The organism is Tunturiibacter empetritectus, from assembly GCF_014201375.1.
Lineage (GTDB): Bacteria > Acidobacteriota > Terriglobia > Terriglobales > Acidobacteriaceae > Edaphobacter > Edaphobacter lichenicola_D.
Genome location: NZ_JACHDZ010000009.1, coordinates 14,028 through 34,577 on the forward strand (window position 1 = coordinate 14,028; position 20,550 = coordinate 34,577).

14 protein-coding genes are annotated in these 20,550 nt (G+C 59.7%); 6 read left to right on the top strand and 8 right to left on the bottom strand.

The window, feature by feature from the left end; translation table 11 throughout:
• Nucleotides 1-215 precede the first annotated feature (215 nt).
• Nucleotides 216-2,693 (bottom strand): RelA/SpoT family protein, encoded by a 2,478-nt coding sequence (locus HDF10_RS19580; protein WP_183816480.1) that lies wholly within the window; start codon nucleotides 2,691-2,693, stop codon nucleotides 216-218.
• A gap of 57 nt (nucleotides 2,694-2,750) precedes the next feature.
• Here HDF10_RS19580 and HDF10_RS19585 point away from each other — a divergent pair, with 57 nt between their 5' ends.
• A complete protein-coding gene (locus HDF10_RS19585) occupies nucleotides 2,751-3,293 on the top strand; it encodes a hypothetical protein (protein ID WP_183816482.1) in 543 nt (180 codons plus the stop codon).
• A 361-nt stretch (nucleotides 3,294-3,654) separates the two neighbouring features.
• Here HDF10_RS19585 and acnA read toward each other — a convergent pair whose 3' ends face one another.
• On the bottom strand, nucleotides 3,655-6,561 hold the full coding sequence (acnA, locus tag HDF10_RS19590) for an aconitate hydratase (RefSeq protein ID WP_183816484.1): 2,907 nt from the start codon (nucleotides 6,559-6,561) through the stop codon (nucleotides 3,655-3,657).
• 414 nt (nucleotides 6,562-6,975) lie between these two features.
• Here acnA and HDF10_RS20625 point away from each other — a divergent pair, with 414 nt between their 5' ends.
• Nucleotides 6,976-8,808 (top strand): hypothetical protein, encoded by a 1,833-nt coding sequence (locus HDF10_RS20625; protein ID WP_260178035.1) that lies wholly within the window; start codon nucleotides 6,976-6,978, stop codon nucleotides 8,806-8,808.
• A 70-nt stretch (nucleotides 8,809-8,878) separates the two neighbouring features.
• On the opposite strand, the gene HDF10_RS19600 is transcribed toward HDF10_RS20625, so the two are convergent.
• Nucleotides 8,879-9,466 (bottom strand): hypothetical protein, encoded by a 588-nt coding sequence (locus tag HDF10_RS19600; protein ID WP_183816486.1) that lies wholly within the window; start codon nucleotides 9,464-9,466, stop codon nucleotides 8,879-8,881.
• Nucleotides 9,467-9,588: 122 nt separating this feature from the next.
• Here HDF10_RS19600 and purD point away from each other — a divergent pair, with 122 nt between their 5' ends.
• The 3 genes from purD (at nucleotide 9,589) to HDF10_RS19615 (ending at nucleotide 12,646) form a co-directional block, all read left to right on the top strand.
• The gene (purD, locus tag HDF10_RS19605) at nucleotides 9,589-10,881 is read left to right on the top strand and encodes a phosphoribosylamine--glycine ligase (RefSeq protein ID WP_183816488.1); all 1,293 of its coding nucleotides are present in this window, start codon (nucleotides 9,589-9,591) and stop codon (nucleotides 10,879-10,881) included.
• Between the two features lie 176 nt (nucleotides 10,882-11,057).
• Complete coding sequence (locus HDF10_RS19610) at nucleotides 11,058-11,555, top strand: DinB family protein (RefSeq protein WP_183816490.1); 498 nt, start codon at nucleotides 11,058-11,060, stop codon at nucleotides 11,553-11,555.
• Nucleotides 11,556-11,785: 230 nt separating this feature from the next.
• Nucleotides 11,786-12,646, top strand: coding sequence for a sugar phosphate isomerase/epimerase family protein (locus HDF10_RS19615; protein ID WP_183816492.1), 861 nt, complete (start codon nucleotides 11,786-11,788; stop codon nucleotides 12,644-12,646).
• A 52-nt stretch (nucleotides 12,647-12,698) separates the two neighbouring features.
• Here HDF10_RS19615 and purF read toward each other — a convergent pair whose 3' ends face one another.
• From purF to HDF10_RS19630, 3 genes are all read right to left on the bottom strand, one after another.
• Nucleotides 12,699-14,138, bottom strand: a complete 1,440-nt coding sequence (purF, locus tag HDF10_RS19620) for an amidophosphoribosyltransferase (RefSeq protein ID WP_183816591.1) — start codon at nucleotides 14,136-14,138, stop codon at nucleotides 12,699-12,701.
• 74 nt (nucleotides 14,139-14,212) lie between these two features.
• Entirely contained in the window at nucleotides 14,213-16,732 is a 2,520-nt protein-coding gene (gene purL / locus HDF10_RS19625) for a phosphoribosylformylglycinamidine synthase subunit PurL (protein ID WP_183816494.1), read from the bottom strand.
• 228 nt (nucleotides 16,733-16,960) lie between these two features.
• Nucleotides 16,961-17,869 carry a DUF5996 family protein gene (locus tag HDF10_RS19630; RefSeq protein ID WP_183816496.1) on the bottom strand — a complete coding sequence of 303 codons (909 nt, stop codon included), beginning with the start codon at nucleotides 17,867-17,869 and terminating at the stop codon, nucleotides 16,961-16,963.
• 181 nt (nucleotides 17,870-18,050) lie between these two features.
• On the opposite strand from HDF10_RS19630, the gene HDF10_RS19635 reads away from it, so the two are divergent.
• Nucleotides 18,051-18,554: a YybH family protein gene (locus tag HDF10_RS19635; protein WP_183816498.1), complete on the top strand. Its 504-nt coding sequence runs from the start codon at nucleotides 18,051-18,053 to the stop codon at nucleotides 18,552-18,554.
• A gap of 39 nt (nucleotides 18,555-18,593) precedes the next feature.
• On the opposite strand, the gene dut is transcribed toward HDF10_RS19635, so the two are convergent.
• The gene (gene dut / locus HDF10_RS19640; protein ID WP_183816500.1) at nucleotides 18,594-19,046 is read right to left on the bottom strand and encodes a dUTP diphosphatase; all 453 of its coding nucleotides are present in this window, start codon (nucleotides 19,044-19,046) and stop codon (nucleotides 18,594-18,596) included.
• A 125-nt stretch (nucleotides 19,047-19,171) separates the two neighbouring features.
• Entirely contained in the window at nucleotides 19,172-20,296 is a 1,125-nt protein-coding gene (locus HDF10_RS19645; RefSeq protein ID WP_183816502.1) for a hypothetical protein, read from the bottom strand.
• Nucleotides 20,297-20,550: the final 254 nt, after the last annotated feature.

Consider the following 20,550-nt stretch of genomic DNA (forward strand, 5'->3'; position numbering starts at 1 on the left):
GCGATTTGAACGAGTAGCACGGTTGCACTAACTCGCAGGGACCAATACATGTGAGCCATGAGCACTCCGGCAGTTACCGCAGCACACAGAGTAAACAAGCTTCCGAGCGTAATTCCGATGACGAACTTGGATGTTTTCACGGCGACGCGCCAATTCTACCAACGCTACTAATCTAAGTGCCGATGATGCATTTCTAAGATCATGCCTCGTCGCCTTTAGATCTTCTGCACCCTCTGCACATCCCGAACCCCCGGCACCTTGCGCAGATTCTGCACCAGCTTATTCAAATGCCGCACATCCACCGTCTCCACCACAAAGTCCACCATCACCTGGCCATCCGGCAGCGGCTTTGTATCCACGCTGCGAATATTCGTCCCATCATCGGAGATGATCGCCGTAAACTCCTTCAGCATCCCCGCCCGATCATCACACAGCACCGTTAGCTTCACCGGATACGTCTGCGCCTTATTCGTCCCCGGCTCAGTCGGCGACGGCGACCACTCCACCTGAATCCTTCTATCCGACTCATACAACAAATTCTGCACATTCGGACAGCTTCTCGCATGTACCGCAACGCCCTTGCCCCGCGTCACGTACCCCACAATCTCCTCGCCGCGAATCGGGTTACAACAACGCGCCCGGTACACCAGCAGATCGTCCTGCCCCTCCACCTGCAGCGAGTCCGACCCCTTCCCGAAGAAGACTCGCTTCACCGCCTCCGACATCTGCCCAATCGTGTTGCCGACCCCACCCTCCGGCGCCTGGGGCTCCGCCGACATCGTCGACCCTGGCTCCAGCTTATTCAGAACCTGCCGCGCCGAAAACTTCCCAAACCCAACACCCGCCAGCAGCTCCGCCTGCGTTCCCAGCCCATACTCACTGGCCACCTTGTCGTAGTCGGCCTCATGAAACTTGCCCAGCGCCAGCTTGTACTTCCTCGCCTCGCGGTCCAGCAGCTTCTTGCCGATCTCGATCGCGCGCTCCCGCTGATGTTCATTCAGCCAGTGCTTGATCTTGTTCCGCGCCCGCGAACTCTTCGTAAAGCTAAGCCAGTCGCGGCTCGGAGCATGTCCCGCCTGCGTCGAAATCTCGACGATATCCCCATTCCGCAGCTTCGTCCGCAGCGGCACGATCCGCCCATTCACCTTCGCACCCACCGTCGTATTGCCCACCTCGGTGTGAATCGCATAAGCAAAATCAATCGGGCTCGCATCCTTCGGCAGCACCACCACCTTGCCCTTCGGCGTAAAGGTGTAGACCTCCTCTGGATACAAATCGATCTTCAGCGTCGACATAAACTCATTGGGATCGGTCATCTCCCGCTGCCATTCCATCAACTGCCGCACCCAAGCCAGCCTCTGCTCGTCCTTCGCGCTTACGTTGTCCGACGCCTTGTACTTCCAGTGCGCCGCGATGCCCTCCTCCGCGACGCGATGCATATCCTCCGTCCGAATCTGCACCTCGAACTGATGCTCTCCCTCCGCAATCAGCGTCGTATGCAGCGACTGATAAAGATTCGGCCGCGGCATAGCGATAAAGTCCTTGATCCTTCCCGGCACGGGTCGCCAGATCGAGTGCAGCAACCCCAGCAGCGCATAGCAGTCCTGAACGGTATTGCAGATCACGCGAATCGCCAGCAGATCATAAACCTGATCAACCGGAATCTTCTGATCCACCAGCTTCTGCTGAATCGAATACAGCCGCTTGATCCGCGACTCCACCCGCCCCTGAATCTTGAACTCCTTCAGCTTCGCCTCAAGCTGCTTCACAATCTTCTGCAGAAACTCTTCGCCCTTCCCACGCAGCGCGTCTACCTCGGTCGACACCTGCTCATACGCATAAGGATCGGTATATCGAAACGCCAGATCCTCCAGCTCCCCACGCAGCTTGCCCATACCCAGCCGGTGCGCCAGCGGAGCGTAGATATCCAGCGTCTCCCGCGCAATCTTCTGCTGCTTTTCCGGCTTCAGGTGCTCAAGCGTCCGCATATTATGTAACCGATCCGCGAGCTTAATGATCACCACCCGAACATCGGTCACCATCGCCAGCAGCATCTTGCGAATATTCTCCGCCTGGTGATCCTCGCGATTGGCAAACTTGATCTTCTCCAGCTTCGTCACGCCCTCGACGATGTGCGCCACCTGGTCCCCAAACCGCTTGGCTATTTCAGCAGAGGTGACATCCGTGTCTTCCACTGCATCATGCAGCAACCCAGCCGCAATCGCAGTCGAATCCATCTTCAGCTCGGCCAGCACTTGCGCCACCTCCAGCGGATGAATGATGTAAGGCTCGCCGCTGGCCCGCTTCTGCCCCTCATGCTGTTGCAGGCAGAACGCCCACGCCCCGCGAATAATCTCCAGATCATCCGCCGGCCGGTTCTCATGCACCGTCTCCAGCAGCCGATGAAACTTCGCATCCACCGCATGGATATCCTTCGCCGAACTACCCGCGAGATGGCTCGCCGAAGACTCCTCCACGCCCGCAATCACCAGCGCCGAGGCATCAGGCGCCGCAGGCTTCTTATTCTTCACGCGAGGGATCGTCTCCGATGCAACCGATGGTTCCGCGACCGGAAGAGCTGTTCCCAGCTCGATCCCCGTATCGGTATGGTTCCCATCCGGTTGACTCTTCGGTTCGTCGTGCGGCTTCGGCTGCGGGCCAGCCTGCGAAGCGGCCGGAGGAGCGATTGCCATAGTTCATTATAGGCCGAACCGTCAACCCCTTTGCCGCCATAACGAAAGAAGGCCATTGTGCCCGACCTCATCTTCAGCGACCTCATCCAGTCGCCAGCAGCGAAGGAGAAACTCCGCAGCAATCCCATCCTCAAAGAGCAGGCAGACGCAATCAAACAAAAAACCGCCGGACGTCTTATCGAGATCGTCAACGCAGAGGACGGCGCCGTCCGTGCCCAGGTCGTGGTCGAGGTACCACTCACATACGAAGGCGTCGACGGCTTCTCCAGGCTCGGCGACCTCCTCTACCTCTCCACCGGCGACAACCGCACCATCGTCTACTCGCTCAAGACAGGCGTCCAACTCCGCCAGCTCTATGGATCTGTCGTCGCCGCCGATACCGCCTCGCAGACCGTCTGCACCCACAACCGCCGCAACGAGACCACCGTCTTCGACCAGACCGGCGCTGAACTTCTGCACCTTACCCTCGACAGCCCCCTCCGCTTTGCCGAGCTCCGCAACCACGGAACCCAGCTCCTCGTACTCACCGCCGACCAGCGTGTCAGCAGTTACACCATCCCAAACGGGACGCACGTCACCACAGCATCGAATGTTCAATGATTAGCGGAAGATTGTCTGTTCCTACCCACAAAAATCCTGTCAAGCCCCTAAGCTTCTCAAACGCCCACTAACCCACACATAACAAACCAGATAGATTCTCCAAAACCTGGCACTTTAGTTTCACTCCATTCGTTACACTAGATACGGAGACCAAAAACAAGTTAGCCCCGCAGGGACAAGACTCCTCCGGGGCTAACTTGTTGATAACAAGGATTCTGTACACAACCCATTTATTATCTGGTTTTTACAGACACTAACCCTCTGCAAGTTGTTGAATATAAGCACTTTATGCCCCGGTAATAGGGGGGGGAGGGGTCCCCCCTTGGAGGTAGGAAGAAAGGAGAAGCGGTAGTACCGACAGCTAAACCGAGGCCGGAACCTTCCCCGCCAGTTGCCGCAGCACGTACTGCAGGATTCCACCGTTCTGGTAGTACAAAATCTCCTGCGGCGTATCGATGCGCACGGTAGCCGAGAACTCGATTGTCTTCCCCAGATCGGACTCCGCGAAAACCGTCACCACCTTGCCCTCGGCGAACTTGCTGTCCAGCATCTCCTTCAGTTGTCCCGGCGCATCCCCGATCGCAAACACCTCCTCGCCCGTCAGATGCAGCGACTCGACACTCTGACCCGGCAGGAACTGCAACGGCAGAATCCCCATCCCGACCAGGTTCGACCGGTGAATCCGCTCATAGCTCTCCGCGATCACAAACTTGATCCCCAGCAACCGCGGCCCCTTCGCCGCCCAGTCGCGTGAAGACCCCGAGCCATACTCTTTGCCAGCAAGAATCGCCAGCGGAGTTCCACGCTTCGCATACTCCACGCTCGCATCGTAGATCGACATCGGCACATCCTCGGGCAGCAGCCGGGTCACACCGCCCTCGGTCCCCGGAGCCAGCTTGTTCCGCAGCCGAACATTGGCAAACGTGCCGCGCACCATCACCTCATGGTTGCCGCGCCGCGATCCATAGCTGTTGAAGTCCGAAGGCTTCACCCCATGCTCGATCAGGTACTTCCCCGCAGGCCCATTCAGCTTGATCGAACCCGCCGGCGAGATGTGGTCCGTTGTCACCGAATCGCCCAGCACCGCCAGCACCCGACCCCCATGAATATCTCCAACCGGAGCAGGCGTAGCCGGCATCCCATCGAAGTAGGGAGCCTTGCGAATATAGGTCGAATCCGGCTCCCACCCATACGTCTCGCCATCCGGAAACTTCAGGCTCTTCCAGTTGTTGTCGCCATCCGACACTGTGGAGTATTGCCTACGGAACATCTCCGAATCGATCGACGAGTTCACCGCCGCCGAGACCTCTGCCTGCGTAGGCCAGATGTCGCGCAGGAAGACAGGCTTTCCATCCAGATCGCGACCCAGGGCCTCCGTCTCGAAGTTGTGCGCGATATGCCCCGCCAGTGCATAGGCCACCACCAGCGGAGGACTCATCAGGTAGTTTGCCCTCACCTCCGGCGAAATTCTCCCCTCGAAGTTACGATTTCCCGAGAGCACCGACACCGCGACCAGTCCATGATCCTCAATCGACTTCGAGACATCCGTTGGCAGCGGCCCGGAGTTTCCAATGCAGGTCGTGCATCCATATCCCACCACCTGAAACCGCAGCTGATCGAGATAAGGCATCAACCCAGCCTTCACGTAGTAGTCCGTCACCACGCGCGAACCTGGAGCCAGCGAGGTCTTCACCCACGGCGGCGTGCTCAATCCCTTCTCCACGGCCTTCTTCGCAAGCAGGCCCGCAGCCATCATCACGTAAGGATTCGAAGTATTCGTACAGGAGGTGATAGCCGCAATCACAATCGACCCGTGATCGAGATACTGATCCGGATCCACGCCGAACCTGCTCCGAATCGACACATGCGGAGCCTCCAGCTGCGGGATGGTCTCATCACTGATCGTAATCACCGGCACCACCGGAGCCTCCACCACCGGAGCCGAAGCCCCGACACTGCTGCTCAGATCGCCCGACTCCGAAGCCGTTCCACCCTCACCCTCCCAGCGCACCATCTGCCGAATCACATGCTTGTTTCCATTCGGCCCCAGCAGCCCGGGCAGTTGCTCCTTGAAGCTCGCACCCGCCTGCGACAGCGCAACCCGATCCTGCGGCCGCTTCGGCCCCGCAACACTAGGCTCAACCGTCGCAAGGTCCAGCGCAATCGTCGCGGAATAGACAGCCTCCTTCGCGTCCGCTGTATGAAAGAGTCCCTGCTCGCGGTAGTAAGCCTCGACCAGAGCAATCTGCTCCTCGCTGCGCCCAGTAAGCCGGAGATATCTGAGCGTCTCCGCATCCACCGGGAAGATCCCGCAAGTGGCTCCGTACTCCGGTGCCATATTCGCAATCGTCGCGCGATCAGCCAGCGGCAGCTCCGCGATACCGGAACCATAGAACTCCACGAACTTACCGACTACGCCGAGCTTCCGCAGCATCTCGGTCACGGTCAGCACCAGGTCGGTAGCGGTCGTGCCTTCCTTCAACTTGCCCGTCAGCTTGAACCCAACCACCTGAGGCACCAGCATGCTCACCGGCTGTCCCAGCATCGCGGCCTCGGCTTCAATCCCGCCCACGCCCCAGCCCAGTACGCCCAAGCCATTCACCATCGTCGTATGCGAGTCGGTCCCTACCAGCGTATCCGGATAAGCGAACACCTTCCCCTGTGCATCCGGCGTCGTCGTAAACACCACCCGCGCCAGATACTCCAGGTTCACCTGATGGCAGATCCCCATCCCCGGCGGCACCGCAGAGAAATTATTGAACGCAGTCTGCCCCCACTTCAGAAACGCATACCGCTCGCGATTCCTCTGAAACTCCAGCGCCGCATTCAGGTCATACGCTCGCTGCGTGCCAAACTCATCCACCTGCACCGAGTGGTCGATCACCAGCTCTGCGGGCTGCAGCGGATTGATCTTCTCCGGATCGCCGCCCAGCGCCTTCATCGCATCTCGCATCGCAGCCAGATCGACAACCGCAGGCACACCGGTAAAGTCCTGCATCAGCACCCGCGCCGGCATGTACGCAATCTCTCGCGAAGGCTCCGCATTCGGATCCCAGCAAGCCAGAAACTGAATGTCTTCCGCAGTCACGGTGCGGCCATCTTCATGCCGCAGCAGGTTCTCCAGCAGAATCCGCAGCGAGAAGGGAAGCCGGCCAAGGTCGATGCCCGTCCCCTCTAGCGCCTTGAGTCGAAACAGGTCGTACGTGGTCTTCCCTACAGCGAGTGTGGACAAGCTCTTGAACGAATCAGGATGCGATTGGGTCGGCATGGTATCTTCTCCGAGGCGCGCTCTTCGAAGCGCGATGGTTGGGGCCGTGGTCACATCTTCGAACCGCAGACGTCAACGGCTGAAGCCTATCAAGTTTTCAGGGGAGGGGTCGAGTTAGCAACGTCCGCGGTCAGGGCGACCGTGGCGAAAGCGCTTCGTATTGGGAAGACAGCTTGCCATCAACCTAATTTTACTGCGTTCGAGCCCGTTGCGGTAAAGCGCCTAGCTTCCCACCGAAGGGTGCTTGCAAATACGCACTCCCTCTTCCAAGTGCCACAACTATCAGACTCCACAGCACAACGCGCTGCATTGGCTATCGCGCAATTCACCGCAAAACTCGTAATAATTAGAAAAGTGCATCTCATTCAAGAAGTCCGTGTTTATACCCGCAGCAGGTACGAGGAGACTGGCAGTATGTACAAATCATTTCCCAGATTTTTTCTAGGTTTATCGCTTGGCATTGCAACACTCGCAGCGACCATGACCCTCTCAGGCTGTCACAAAGGTGTAGAGCCCGCGGCTATCCCCGACAACTCTGGTCCCGACCCTACCGATGCCAACACGGCGCCTGTAGATGGCAGTCAACCTCAGGCCGCACCCGCCTCGCAAGCTGCGCCAGCAAGAGTCCTCGGCATTCGCTCGCAAGAGGCTCCGCAGCAAAGCTCCGAACAGTACACTCCCCAGGCCGCGCCCCCGCAAAACGAGGCCTACACCGCCGCCCAGAGCGCCCAGCCGTCTGATCAGAACTACGATCAGGACTACGACTACAACGCCCCCGGCAACTACGACGAGTCGCAGGTAGATGCCGGCCAGCAGGCTCTCGAAGAAGCCAATGAGCCACCCCCACCTCTCCCCGAATACCAGCAGCCAGAAGCCCCCGCGCCTAACTATCTCTGGACGCCGGGCTATTGGGGATACGCTCCCGTAGGCTACTACTGGATTCCTGGCGCCTGGTGCGCTCCGCCCTTCTACGGGGCTCTCTGGACCCCCGGCTACTGGGGCTTCTTTGGCGGCCGCTACATCCTTCATCGCGGCTTCTGGGGCCCGCACATTGGCTTCTACGGCGGCGTGAACTATGGTTTCGGATATACCGGCAGCGGATACCACGGCGGTTACTGGCAGGGCCGCAACTTCTACTACAACCGCTCGGTCAACAACATCAACACCACGCGGATCACCAACGTCTATAACCGCACGGTCATCGTCAACAACACCACCATCAACCGCGTCTCCTACAACGGCGGTCGCGGCGGCATCAATGTACGCCCCCAGCCTGCCGAGGTCGCAGCCAACCGCGGCCCCCGCGTCCCGCCCATGACCACGCAACTCCAGAACCAGCGCGAGGCCGCACAGAATCGCCAGCAGTTCTACAACGTGAACAAAGGCCGTCCCGCTATAGTCGCCTCGCCCCGACCGATCGCCGCAGTCGCTCGTCCAGCCGTGCAACCGGCCCGTCCCAGCCAGCCAGAGAATCGTCCGGGCCAACCAGGCACTCGTCCCGGCGAAGTCAACCGCCTCGTCCAGCCTGCCGTCCAGCCGGCTCGCCCTGGTCAGCCAGCAGTTCAACCCGGCCGGCCCGTCCAGCCTGAAACGCGACCCGGTCAGCCAAATGCCGGCCAGCCAAATATGCGACCCGGCGAAAATAGTCGGCCCGGCCAGCCATCTATACAACCTTCACGTCCTGGTAAGCCACCCGTCCAGCCAGGCCGCCCCACACAGCCTGAAACTCGTCCTGCTCAGCCAAACCCTGGTCAGCCCAATACGAGGCCCGGCGAAGTCAACCGTCCAGGCCAACCTCAAACTCGTCCCGTGCAACCCGAGACTCGTCCGGTTCAGCCACAGGTACGACCCGCTCAACCCGAAACCAGACCGGTCCAACCGCAGGTGCGACCAGTCCAGCCTGAAACCAAGCCGGTCCAACCGCAGGTGCGACCAGTCCAACCCCAAACCCGTCCTATCCAACCCCAACCGCAGCCCCAGGTTCGCCCTGCACCGCAGAGCAGACCTGAGCCAATCCCGCAGAACGTATCCCGTCCTCAGTATCAACCGCAACCCCGCCCTCAACCACAATCACGTCCGGCGCCTCAACCACAATCGCGCCCGGGACCTCAACCTCAGCCGCGTCCGGCGCCTCAATCGCAATCGCGCCCCGCGCCTCAACCGCGTCCGGCACCTCAACCCAGGCAGCAGGCTGAATCAAGACCCGCTCCACAATCCGGTCCACGCGGAGAGGGAAAGCCACACTAAAGCTACTTTCTCCGTTGCACGTGAGAAGACCCGCCTGGCGCGGGTCTTTTTATTCCTCTCAATCAAAAAATCACTCCCCCTCCAGCCAGTCATGATCGCAGTCATCGCATCGCCATCGATTTGCCGGCTCGACCGCCTCCAGCAGGGTCTCGTGGCTCCCGCATATGGGGCAGGCCGGCAACATAAACTCTCCCGACGCGGACTCGTCAACCTCCGTCTTGAACCGCTCTGCCAACGGCTGCGACAACAATATCGCCGCGTCCTCCGCATTCTCCGGAGCCACCACAACACGAGGCCCCTGCACGTCCATCCGCGATCCGTCTCCTTGTAAAACGATAGACTCAATCCCTGCCTCTCGCAGCGCGAGCGAGGCAGCCACCGCACCGCGCCTGTCGGCGTATTCAAAGACGCACTCCGCCGGAGCCAGCGCGGCAAAGGCCCGCAGATCTGCCAGATCGTCATCACTCAGCACTCTCGGCTCCGCGCGCTCCGGCGCCGACGAAGCCTTAAGCCCGCGCCGCGACAGCTCTCCGCGCAGCGCCTCCTGCGCCATATCTGTAAGGTCACTCATTCCTCGAGCCAGCCCCAACAGTTCTTCATCCCCATAGCCTGCATAGAGCGTCACCAGCTCCTGATACTGCGCTGCATCGCCAATCATTCTCTTCTCCAGGTCAATAGCTTACAGCCGACTCGGTTTGACTTCATCTCCGACGATGCTAGCCTCGAAGTTGCGGAGCAAATTCGCAGCACAGGAGCGCATCAGTAAATGAAGGTCAACAAATGAAGGTTCTGGTAATCGGCGGCGGTGGTCGCGAGCACGCTATCGTCTGGGCTCTCCTCAAATCCCCTCAAGTCACCGAGGTCCTCTGCGCTCCCGGCAACGGCGGCATCGCCGCGCTCGCCCGCTGCATCCCTTGCGACCCCGGCAATCTGCACGAGCTGGTCAACATCGTCGCCGTCGAGCAACCCACTCTCACCGTCATCGGTCCCGAGCTCCCGCTCTCCATCGGCCTCGTCGACGAGCTTACCAAGCGCGGCCACCGCGTCTTCGGCCCCACTCAAGGCGCGGCCCAGCTCGAAACCAGCAAAGCTTTCGCCAAAGAGTTCATGCAGCGTCACGGCATTCCTACCGCGGAGTACGGCATCTGCACCACCCTGGATCAGGTCCGCGAAGAACTGCCCCGCTTCACTGTCCCCATCGTCGTCAAAGCCTCCGGCCTCGCTGCCGGCAAAGGCGTCGTTATCTGCGAGACCCACCTTCAGGCCGAAGCCGCAGCAGCCGAGATGTTCAGCGGCTCCCTCCTTGGCACGACGGAGGAGGCAGTTGTCCTCGAGGAGTTCCTCACCGGCGAAGAGCTCTCCTTCTTCGCTCTCTGCGACGGCACTCACGCCATCGAAATTGCCTCGGCGCAGGACCACAAGCGCATCGGCGAAGGCGACACCGGCCCTAACACTGGCGGCATGGGTGCCTACTCCACCGACGGCATCGCCACTCCCGCCATGCGCAGCTGGCTCCTCCACAACGTCGCGCAAAAGGTAGTCGACGGCATGCGCTCCGAAGGCGAACCCTTCAAGGGCATCCTCTTTTGCGGCATCATGATGTCCCCGCGCGGTCCCATGGTCCTCGAGTTCAACACCCGCTTCGGCGATCCCGAGACCGAAACCATCCTCCTCCGCCTCGAGACTGACATCCTCGACCTCTTCAACGCCTCGATCGACGGCACCGCCAATCAGCTCACCATCGCCATGCGCCCCGGAGCCAGCGTCTGCGTCATCGCGGCCAGCGGCGGCTATCCCGGCAAGTACGCCTCCGACAAGCCCATCTCGGGCCTGCCCGACAATCTGATACGGGACGAGGGAGACAAAGCCCAAGAGGACGACATAGTCATCTTCCACTCCGGCACAGCGATCAAAGACGGAAAGATCATCACCGCTGGAGGCCGCGTCCTCGCGATCTCCGCCGCCGCGCCCGATCTCCAAACTGCCCTCGACAAGGCTTACTCCGAACTCGCAAAGATCTCCTTCGAAGGCATGCAGTTCCGCCGCGACATCGGCCACCGCGCCCTGCGCTAGCTGCTGCTTGAACCCCTTCCTTCGTTGTCACTACGCCTTTGTTCTCCACCACAGCGTGGCGAAAGAATCTGCTTTTCGCTGCCCTAACCGATTCTCAAAATCGCCGAAAATACCGAGAGCCCGTCGCGAACAACCCTTTGAGACAACTATTGCAAAATAGAACAGGGGGTGAAACCATGACCGTACCTGCTCTCACTGCGAACGACCTGATCGACTGGGTGGAAAAAACGTCTACCGGATGGCGCAGCCTTCTAACCCGCCATCCTGAACTGCTTACCATCCCCTGCGACATTATGGGAGTCCAGACCGTCGCCCAACTCCTTCAGCACATCGTAGCCGTTGAGCTTCGCTACGCCGAACGCCTCGCCAACCAGCCCGCGACCGACTACTCCAATATTCCCTACGATTCCATCGAAGCGATCTACGATACCCATGATCGTGCCCTCGCGCTCCTCCGCAAGCTTCTTCTCGACTCTGAAATGAATTGGGATGAGGCAATCGAGTTTTCCACCCGCACAATGGGCCCAGCTCGCTCTGCCCGCAAGACCATCCTCATTCACCTCCTCCTCCATGGGATTCGCCACTACGCGCAGCTCTCCACCCTCGTCCGTCAGCATGGGGTCAAGCCCGGCTGGCCCATGGACTATCTCTTCATGGATATCGAGCCCGTCTGATTTCGCTCCTACGCGAAAAGATCGGCTCGAAGACTATCCGCGCTGCAACACGACGACATCGAGCCCGGTGTTTTGACAAAGGTCTGACCAGCAACTAAAGTTTTTCTTTTATGCGCAGAGCCCGCTCGTATCGCTGCTCCCAATCCTTGGCAAGCACCTACCGAAGCTGAAAACCGCTGGACAGCTGGGCCGCTAACAACCGCAGCTCGAAGAACCCAGGAGCAACGATCATGCCCACCCGCCGCGACTTCCTCCGTCTCTCTACCCTTGCCACCGCCGCTGGCTGTACCCTGGGTCGACTCCCCACCGCCTTCGCCGCCGACGCGCCCTTCGCCTACGGCGTCCAGCTCTACATGGTCCGGAAGGAGGCTCCGCAGGATCTCCCAGGCATCCTCCGCGCTATCCAACAGATCGGCTACACCCAGATCGAACTCTTTCCCATTGTTTACACTCACCCCGCGCCCGAGCTGCGCCGCATTGTCTCCGACGCCGGGCTTGGAATGGTCTCCGCCCACTTCGACTACGCCAGCGTCCCCACCAAGATCGACTACGCCCACCAACTCGGCCTCGAGTACATGGTCTGCCCCATGATCCCGAAAGGGCAATGGAACCTCGAAGGCTTCCACAAAGCCGCCACCGACTTTAATACTTGGGCACAAAGCATCCACGGTACAGGCATGCAGTTCGCCTTTCATAACCACTGCTACGAGTTCGCCCCGCAAGGCCTCTCCACAGGCTTCGACGAACTCATGAAGCACACGGATCCTGCCTTCGTAAAACTCGAGCTGGACATGTACTGGCTCGCCCAGGCCAGCCAGGATCCACTCACCATGCTGACCCGCTACGCCAACCGCGTTCGTCTCCTTCACCTCAAAGACCGCATCGCGAACGCCCCCACCGGCTTCGTCATGGGACCCACCGCCAAGCACATCACCGAGTTAGGCAAGGGAACTCTAAACTGGCCCGCCATCTTCGCTCAGGCCCACAAGCAGGGCATCCATTACGCCTATGTCGATCAGGACGACACCGCCCTTCCAATCCTCGACAGCCTCAAAGAAAACTTCGCCTACCTCCAGACCGTCAAGGCATAAGGCAGTTCGAGAGGCGTCTTGTCCGAGTTCGAACACCGCCTGCACGCTTGCTTTACGCCGTAGTCACTGCTGGCAGAATCTCCGACACATCCACCCACTGCGTTGGGTAGTCCCCCGTATAGCAGGCCGTACAGAAGCTCCCTGGTGACAGCCCATCCACCGGCTCCCCCTTTGTACATGCGTGCGTCAGCCCCACCAGGCTCAAATACGCCAGCGAATCCGCCTCCACGAATGCGCAGATCTCAGCAATCGACTTATTCGCGGCAATTAGATCTTTCTTCGAAGGCGTATCCACTCCATAAAAACAAGGCGAGATCGTCGGCGGGCAAGAGATTCGCAGATGCACCTCCGTCGCCCCGGCCGCCCGTACCATCCTCACAATCTTCCTCGACGTCGTTCCGCGAATGATCGAGTCATCGATCAACACAACTCGTTTGCCTTCCAGCAGGTTTCGCATCGGATTAAGCTTCATCCTCACACCGAAGTCCCGCACCCGCTGTTCGGGCTGAATAAACGTGCGTCCCACATAGTGATTTCGAATTAGTCCAAAATTAAACGGTATCCCTGACTCTGCGGCATACCCAATCGCCGCTGTCACGCCCGAGTCCGGCACCGGCACGATCAAATCCGCTGGCACACCCGACTCCCGAGCCAGCTGCCGTCCCATCTCTTCGCGCGACTGCTGCACCCACCGCCCGTAGATCTTCGAGTCAGGGCGCGCAAAATAAACATGTTCGAACACGCAGCTCGCCTGCTCGGTCGTTGTGTTGAAGTAGCGGCTCGTCACGCCATCTTCGGACACCATCACCAGCTCGCCCGGCTTCACATCGCGTTCGTACTTCGCATGCAGTAGATCGAACGCGCACGTCTCACTCGCGAAGACAAACGTGTCCGGTGCGCCGTCCTTGCCCTCAATCCGCCCCATAGCCAGCGGCCGAAATCCATGCGGATCTCTCGCTGCAAAGATGCGGTTTCGCGTCATCATCACAATCGAAAACGCGCCCTGCACCTGCGTCAGTGCCTCCGCCATGCAATCAATCAGCGTGTTCTTCGTGGAGTGCGCAATCAACTGAATGATGATCTCGGAGTCCGACGTGGTCTGGAAGATCGCGCCATCGCGCTCCAGCCTCTCCTTCGCCGTTCCCAGGTTGATCAGGTTGCCATTGTGCGCAATCGCAATCAGACCCTTCGTGCTCTCCACCGAGATAGGCTGCGCGTTCAGCAGCGCCGAGTCGCCCGTCGTCGAATAACGGGTATGCCCAATCGCAATGTGGCCCGGCAGCTTCGCCAGCACATCATCGGTAAAGATCTCCGACACCAGTCCCATGCCTTTGATGTCGTTAACCTGCTGCCCATCCGCGGTGGCAATGCCCGCCGACTCCTGCCCACGGTGTTGCAGGGAGTAGAGCCCCCAGTATGTCATCCGGGCTGCATCGGGATGGTTATAGATCGCCATCACGCCACACTCTTCGCGCAGCTTGTCGTACGGCATACCTTCTTCTTCGTCTAGCTCTGCTGTTGCGACTTCTCGTTTTACCACCAACTCATCCTGAACCAGAAGATCGCTCATGCCGTCACCACCTCTGCGGCCAACTGTTCTTCCAGAGCGCCCGTCCACGATCCCTTCAGCGCAGCGATTGGTTCATCAATCACTTTCTTCCCATTGATCACAACTTCAAAGTTCCCCGCGGTCACCTCGCCCAGCGGAGCCATCCACATCTTTGGATGCGCTGCTAACTCGGTCCGGATCGCTTCTACCCGCTCGGGATCCGCGGAGACTATCACCGACGAGCTAATCTCGCTGAAGAATCGCTCCTTCAATGCGAACGGCTCCGTCTCCGAGACGTTCATCGACACGCGTAGACCCAACTCGCGAGCGAAGCATGCCTTGGCTAACGTGACCGCCGAGCCACCATCCGAGATGTCTGTTGCCGAAACCAGCAAGCCCTTGGCCGCAAGCGCTGCAAGCGCCTTGTGCAACGCAGCCTCTTCGGTCAGGTCCAGCAACGGCGGGGCGCCCCAGAGCTCGTGCATCACGGTCTTCGCATACTCGGTCGATCCAAACTCCTGCTCGATCTTTCGTCCTTCACCTTGAAACGCCGAGAGGAAGAGGATCGCGTCTCCCGCTTTGCGAAAAGCGGAGGGTACAGCCTTCGTCACGTCGTCAATAATTCCGACGATGCCAAGCACGGGGGTCGGATAGATCCCCTCGCCCCTGGTCTCGTTGTAGAGCGAGACATTCCCGCCAGTGACCGGAGTTCCCAGCGCGATGCAAGCCGCCGCAATCCCATCAATCGCCTGCGAGAGCTGAGCCATAATCTCCGGCTTTTCGGGATTTCCGAAGTTCAGACAGTTGGTGGCCGACACCGGCATCGCGCCTGTGCAAGCGACCTTTCGTGCAGCCTCGGCCACCGCGTGCATCGCACCCAGCTTCGGATCGAGATAGGTCCAGCGCCCATTGCCCGCCAGCGCCATCGCCAATCCGCGATCGCCCTTCTCCGCTTCAGTAAACGCATGCGAGTCATCTGGCGAAACCACAGGATTCGTAGCATCCAGGCTATCGGTCGCAAGTGTTGCCTCACCCTTCGGAGTCGAGGAGGCCACCAGATCGGCTAACTTACCGAGCAATCCCTGATGACGCGCTGCTCCTGCACTTTTGCCGGTGCCCTTGATCCGGATCACGCCGGCTTCCCCGCCGGGGCCCTGCACAGTGTTGGTCTGCACCATTGAGTCGTACTGCTCGAAGACCCAGCGCTTGTCGCAGATGTTCGCGCTCGCCAGCAGCTTCTTCAAATCTGCTGTGTAGTCACTAGGCTTCTTCAACTCTTCGAGCACATGCGCCGGAGGATCGAGCGGCACGGGGGCCTCCCAGACGCCTACTGGCCGGTGATAGAGCGGAGCATCATCGGTCAGCGAGCGATTCGGAATATCAGCCATCAGTTCGCCATGCTGCGTGATCACCATATTCGGCTTCTCGGTCACTACACCGACGATCGAAGCATCGAGACCCCACTTAGCGAAGACATCGAGAACCTCCTGCGCGCGGGGCTTGTCGGCCACCAGCAGCATTCGCTCCTGCGACTCGGACAACATAATCTCGTAGCTCGACATTGCTGTCTCGCGCTGCGGCACCAGATCCAGCTCTACGGTCAATCCAAGATCTCCACGAGCACCCATCTCGCAGGTTGAGCAGGTCAAACCAGCCGCGCCCATATCCTGAATCCCGAGCACTGCGCCGGTGGCCATTGCCTCAAGGCAGGCCTCGAGCAGCAGCTTCTCCAGGAACGGATCGCCCATCTGTACGTTGGGCCGCTTCTGCTCCGAGCCTTCGGTGAACTCTTCGCTCGCCATCGTGGCTCCGTGGATTCCATCGCGGCCTGTCTTGGCCCCGACGTAGATCACGGGATTGCCGACGCCGGTGGCCTTCGCATAGAAGATCTCATCGCTGCGCACCAACCCGAGGGCAAACGCATTCAGCAGCGGATTGCCGGAGTAGCAGGCTTCGAATCGCGTCTCACCGCCGACGTTCGGGACGCCAAAGCAGTTTCCATAGCCCGCGACGCCATGCACCACGCCGGTGGCGATCTGGTGATTTCTGCGGCGCAGAGCTTCATCCGGCTCTGCCTCATCGAGTGGTCCGAAGCGCAGCGAATCCATCACAGCGAGGGGCCGCGCATTCATCGTGAAGATGTCGCGAAGGATCCCACCCACACCCGTGGCTGCACCTTGATACGGCTCGATGTAGCTGGGATGATTGTGCGATTCGATCTTGAACGCGCACGCCCACCCATCGCCTACATCGATGATCCCGGCGTTCTCTCCCGGGCCCTGCACTACGCTTCCTGGCCCGGTCTTGCGCTCGCCTTTGGTGGGCAACCGCCTAAGATGTACGCGCGAGGACTTGTAGGAGCAGTGCTCGGACCACATCACAGAAAAGATCCCCAACTCGGTCAGGGAGGGGGTGCGTCCAAGCGCTGCTTCGATGCGCGTGTACTCCTCCGGGGTGATACTGTGCTGCTTGAGCAGCGCCGGAGTAATGGTAGCTGGGGAGGGGGCTTTGTCTTGCTGGGCTTGCAGATTTGGCATGGCTCGCTACTTAAGATTGTCGCACGTTGGAAAGACGCTGTCCTGCCGGACGGGTCTCCTGCATGGAGGGCGGGCGTTCGCACGCCTTTTTAGAGCCTCGCGTGGTCCTCCCGCTGGTCGGAATGATCATCTTCCCCGCGACCAACGGGAGCGCCAAGCGAAGCGGTATACCCACCACGAAGTGATCGTCCCACGCGAAGTAGGCCCGTCCGGCAGGACAAGATCCACTCAGCGTCGCTCGAGGGCAGCGCGATCCCACCTTGCCACATCGGCGGCTGCGCCGTAGGAGCTTTCGAGAAAGTCCATCACTGCCTTCTCCGGCGAGGCTAGTGCGCGTACTACGTCGTACTTGAAGACAAACTCCCCTAATGCTTTATCCCATCCTGCTCCGTCAGGCCGGATCTTCGCGTCGGTGAGGCCGTCGGGCACCGGAGCCGCGTAGCAGTAGAACGCCGCTGCGCCGTAGCCGCCGTTTCCCGGCCAGAATCCGGCCGAGATGACCTCGTGCGAGTACGCCTCGCGCTGAATGCTGTCTGCTCCTGGCCTCGTCGGCGCTGTGCGGCCTGAGAACCGGGTCACGGCGAGGTCGAAGCTTCCCCAGAAGAAGTGCACCGGGCTCACCTTGCCCAGAAATCCTGTTCCCCAGGCACGAAACACCTTCCCCGCATGGGCTAACACCTGCCAGAAGCGGTGCGCGTACTCGGGATCGTAAGAGGCATGCTCGGTGTCGAGATCGAACCTGATGGGCGTGGCCAACTCGCAGGGCATGGGATCGATCTTCACCGTGACACCAAGCTCCTTCAGGCAGCCGAGATACTCTGCATAGAAGTCGGCGACGCTGCGGGGCTTCAGCTTCATCGTCTGGTTTGTACCGGAGCTCATGCGGAGATGGAGCTCATGCGCCACGAAGTCGAACTCGATGTCGAGCACGTCGTCTTCGTAGTCCATCGCCGAGGTGCCCAACCCGCGGGCAGTGACATAGAGGGGCACATTCCACCAGTGGTTCTGGAGCGGAGTGAGCGCCAGACGGGTCTTGCCGACGATCTGGGTCCACATGTGCAGCGTCTCGGCGGTATCAGCCCAATCGTTCCAGGCCAGCTCAGGCCACTGCATCCTGCTTCCGTCAACTGCGCTCATAACGCCTCCTGAGATTCGCCACACAGTAACCGCATCAGCCAGAGGATACTCCCCATGTCAAGAGAGAGAACACGTTGAACTTCCAATCCTCCGCACCTTGCGGAGACGAGTTTAGCGGAGTAGTATCCGCCGTGCTGTTCGTCGCTGTTTCAATCCACCAGGGTCGCGGCCGAGGAGGTGTATGCGAAAGCGTCTGATCGTACTCACGGTGTTTTTAGCTGTGGCGTTGTCCGTGTTTGCGCAGGCCATGTTGGCGCAGACGACAGGTCCGGGCTCCCATTCAGAGGGCTCCCATCCCGATATCGATGCGTTCAATCGAAGTCTTGAAGATGCTACCTTCCGTATGGACAATGCAGCCACGGTCGCACTGTGGACTGAGGAGGGCGTCAGTCTGCTTCCCTCCACCAAGCCGATCGTGGGAAAGGCAGCGATCGCCGCTTTTCTGGACCGCGTCACAGCACAGTTTCCCGGCGCCCGGATGGAAAAGTTCGAGTTGAAGTGCTTCGATATCGAGGTTTCGGGCGATCTGGCTTCAGAGTGGTGTACCGAACATCAGGTTGTTCACATGCCAGACGGCAAACCGCCATTCGACGGTCGCGGCAGGATGCTTCTGGTCTTGCGGAAGAGCTCCGAAGGCAGATGGCGTCTGGAGCGAGAGATGTGGATTCCAGCGGAGGCAGACTGATCCAGCGTTCTTCTCTCGATTTTTTCTTCAGTGGTCGGGCTAGCTTCCGGTGCTGCCGAAACCTTTCACTCCACGTGGCGCTTCGACCAGCTTGCTTACCTCTTCGAAGACGGCTTCGATTCTGCGGACAATACGGAGTTGAGCTACCCGGTCGCCTGCTTTGATCTCGACTGGCTTCGCGCTCAGGTTGGTCATCACGACCTTGATCTCCCCGCGATATCCCGGATCGATGACGCCTGCCAGTGTGGTAACTCCCTTCACTGCGAGTCCGGAGCGGTCTTCGACCAGCGCTCCATGGGTTGCGGGAAACTCCATCGCAACGCCTGTGGCTATCGGCATCGTGGTTCCGGCGTCGAGGGTTGCGGCTGCGACGGCGTAGAGATCGGCTGCGAGGTCGCCATACTCTCCGGTGTGCGCGTACTTCGGCAGCTGAGCCTCCGGATGCAACTTCACTACGCGAATCCGCACGATCTCTTCCGACTCCAACGCCATCAAAACCCTCCGAAAAACTTCCATCGAACTCTATTCTTACCCGAACCGGAGTTACTGCCTGTTTATCCACATCCTGCGCAGCATCTTAGGTTTTGGTATCCCACCTTTGGGGGAGAACCACGCGCTCATTTTTCGGCTTTTCCTCGCTCTCCGGGCGTCCAATCAATAGCGAGGGACGTCTTGATATGCAGTGCCCGAAACAACAGGAGAGTCGTATCGTGGCCATCAACGCCGAACAGCTGACTGCACCTGCTTTGCGCGGAACAACTGACCCTTCGCCGGTTATCTGGCTGAAACGGCTCATCGACAGCGGCACCCTTTATATCCCGCAGAACCTGAACCCCAGTCAGTTCGCTACGCTGCAGGCGATCACGCTGCTTCTGTCGCATCCGGGCTCGCGTTATGCGGCTTGCCGTTTGGACGCCAGCCTTACTTCGAGCGCCGGCGAGGCCGAGGTCGATGCTCCGGCTCCGCCGATCGCCTTCGACTACCGCCTGGGCCTGGACGAGCTTGAGACGATCACCCGCACCCGTACGGGCTACTCCTTCACGGAGCTTCACACCGACCTGCAGGACGCTATCCTGAGCCTGATCGCCACCCGCGATTTGACCAGCCGGAAGCTCGACCTTGCCCGCTGGCTGGCAGAGCTCCACACCCATACGCTCGCGCTGGCTGCCTGAGGGTTCATTTGCACTCGAGGGTTCGGTTTCACTCGATGGTTCGTTTTCACTCGAGCCGTGCAGATCGAGGCTGGCAAGCCTGCTCATAACATCATCATCGTCTTCGTCCTCCTCTTCGTCTTCGTCCAGGGCTAAGTCGGCGTTGGGGTCATAGTCTTCGGAGACCTCGATGGTGGCTCCGGGCTGGGCGAGATCGAGGCCGTCGGGGCCGGGCTCTACGTCGCGGACGACTTTGGGGGCGTAGGGTTTGGTGTTGAGGCTGGCGGCGTTGTTGGAGGCTAGTTGCAGGCCGTAGAGGAGAGCAGTGGCGCGGCGGGTGTCGAGATTGCCGGTGGCCAGGGCGTTGATGACGACGGAGAGGGCTACCTGGACGGATTCGCGGTCCTCGAGGGTGTTGAGCTCGATATGCTGGCCGGGGATGAGGTAGCCGCGGGTGGCGTCGTTGTGGCGGAAGCGCTTGTGGCTCTGGTGGAGGCGGGAGTGGAAGTAACACCAGATTCCGTCGGTGAGAGATGGGGCCTGGCAGCGCGTGCCGTTGGTCTTGATGTGGCGGCAGAGTGTGTATTTCATTGACATCCTCCTGGGGTCCCCCCTTATTACCGTTGTGTAAGCCATTTTATTTCAGAGAGATGGCGGAAGTTGAGTCCGCTAAATACTTACAAGCAAAAGGGTTGCCTGCAGATTCTTCTTTCTAAAGGGTTTAGATTAAAACAGAAGCCCCGGCCGGTTGGCTCGGGGCTTTTTTTGAATCTCACCTTCTATTTTATGGGATGGAGCGAAACTAATACGCCAGGTCGATCTATTTTGTTTTGTGATGGTTAGAT

Excerpts from the sequence above, each read along its gene's own strand:
- HDF10_RS19580 (WP_183816480.1), bottom strand. The coding sequence starts at position 2,693 with ATGGCAATCGCTCCTCCGGCCGCTTCGCAGGCTGGCCCGCAGCCGAAG.
- acnA (WP_183816484.1), bottom strand. The coding sequence starts at position 6,561 with ATGCCGACCCAATCGCATCCTGATTCGTTCAAGAGCTTGTCCACACTC.
- HDF10_RS20625 (WP_260178035.1), top strand. The coding sequence starts at position 6,976 with ATGTACAAATCATTTCCCAGATTTTTTCTAGGTTTATCGCTTGGCATT.
- HDF10_RS19600 (WP_183816486.1), bottom strand. The coding sequence starts at position 9,466 with ATGATTGGCGATGCAGCGCAGTATCAGGAGCTGGTGACGCTCTATGCA.
- purD (WP_183816488.1), top strand. The coding sequence starts at position 9,589 with ATGAAGGTTCTGGTAATCGGCGGCGGTGGTCGCGAGCACGCTATCGTC.
- HDF10_RS19610 (WP_183816490.1), top strand. The coding sequence starts at position 11,058 with ATGACCGTACCTGCTCTCACTGCGAACGACCTGATCGACTGGGTGGAA.
- HDF10_RS19615 (WP_183816492.1), top strand. The coding sequence starts at position 11,786 with ATGCCCACCCGCCGCGACTTCCTCCGTCTCTCTACCCTTGCCACCGCC.
- purF (WP_183816591.1), bottom strand. The coding sequence starts at position 14,138 with ATGCCGTACGACAAGCTGCGCGAAGAGTGTGGCGTGATGGCGATCTAT.
- purL (WP_183816494.1), bottom strand. The coding sequence starts at position 16,732 with ATGCCAAATCTGCAAGCCCAGCAAGACAAAGCCCCCTCCCCAGCTACC.
- HDF10_RS19630 (WP_183816496.1), bottom strand. The coding sequence starts at position 17,869 with ATGAGCGCAGTTGACGGAAGCAGGATGCAGTGGCCTGAGCTGGCCTGG.
- HDF10_RS19635 (WP_183816498.1), top strand. The coding sequence starts at position 18,051 with ATGCGAAAGCGTCTGATCGTACTCACGGTGTTTTTAGCTGTGGCGTTG.
- dut (WP_183816500.1), bottom strand. The coding sequence starts at position 19,046 with ATGGCGTTGGAGTCGGAAGAGATCGTGCGGATTCGCGTAGTGAAGTTG.
- HDF10_RS19645 (WP_183816502.1), bottom strand. The coding sequence starts at position 20,296 with ATGAAATACACACTCTGCCGCCACATCAAGACCAACGGCACGCGCTGC.